Origin of the sequence: Aedoeadaptatus acetigenes, assembly GCF_025566985.1 — a bacterium.
GTDB lineage: Bacteria > Bacillota > Clostridia > Tissierellales > Peptoniphilaceae > Aedoeadaptatus > Aedoeadaptatus acetigenes.
In genome coordinates this window covers 1-1030 of sequence record NZ_JAOQJD010000036.1, presented here as the reverse complement: position 1 = coordinate 1030, position 1030 = coordinate 1, and the positions used below count along the sequence as shown (strand labels likewise).

At 48.7% G+C, this 1030-nt stretch carries 1 tRNA gene and 2 rRNA genes; all 3 read right to left on the bottom strand.

Features of this window, described 5'->3' with window-relative positions:
• Positions 1 to 663 (bottom strand): 23S ribosomal RNA (locus OCV31_RS09640); the annotation flags it as partial.
• A gap of 120 nt (positions 664 to 783) precedes the next feature.
• Positions 784 to 859 (bottom strand) — tRNA-Ala (locus OCV31_RS09635).
• 71 nt (positions 860 to 930) lie between these two features.
• Positions 931 to 1030 (bottom strand): 16S ribosomal RNA (locus tag OCV31_RS09630); the annotation flags it as partial.

Sequence of the window (1030 nt, the reverse complement as noted above, 5' to 3'; positions counted from 1 at the left end):
ACAACTCTTCGCCCTGTTCAGACTCGCTTTCGCTGCGGCTTCGATGCATAACATCTTAACCTCGCTGAAAATCATAACTCGCTGGCCCGTTCTACAAAAAGTACACGATCGTGGTACGAAACCACTTTCGCTGCTTGTAAACATCCGGTTTCAGATTCTATTTCACTCCCCTCCCGGGGTTCTTTTCACCTTTCCCTCACGGTACTTATGCACTATCGGTCACCAAGGAGTATTTAGCCTTAGGGGGTGGTCCCCCTGTATTCCCACCGGGTTTCACGTGCCCTGTGGTACTCGTTTAGAGTGACATACCTTCACTTCGCATACGGGACTGTTACCCACTATGGTCGATTGTTCCAAATCGTTCTGCTCGCTACATATGCCGTATCTCAAGTTGGGCTCTACCCCGTTCGCTCGCCGCTACTTGGAGTATCGAGGTTTCTTTCTTTTCCTCGGGGTACTTAGATGTTTCAGTTCCCCCGGTATTCCTTTCATACGCTATGAATTCACGCATGAATGCTGAGAGTTTGTCTCAGCGGGTTTCCCCATTCGGAAATCTGTGGATCGATGTGTATTTGCCACTCCCCACAGCTTTTCGCAGCTTATCGCGTCCTTCATCGGCTCTTGGTGCCAAGGCATCCACCGGATGCTCTTTCTAACTTGACCTTACGATCTATTCGTTGAAATTGTAATCTTAAATTTAAATTTGAAGATTTGATTTTACGATGTTCTCGTTTTTGATTGTATATGCAATTGTCTTGGTTCAATGCGCATCATACGATGCGGTGGTGGAGATGAGGAGATTCGAACTCCTGACCCCCTGCTTGCAAGGCAGGTGCTCTCCCAACTGAGCTACACCCCCATATATAATTAAAGGTATAAGAGACTGTCCATCTTTCGCTCTCCCCCGCAGGGGAGCGCGCATTTCCTTAGAAAGGAGGTGATCCAGCCGCACCTTCCGATACGGCTACCTTGTTACGACTTCACCCCAGTCATTAACCCTACCTTCGACAGCTGCCTCCTTGCGGTTGGC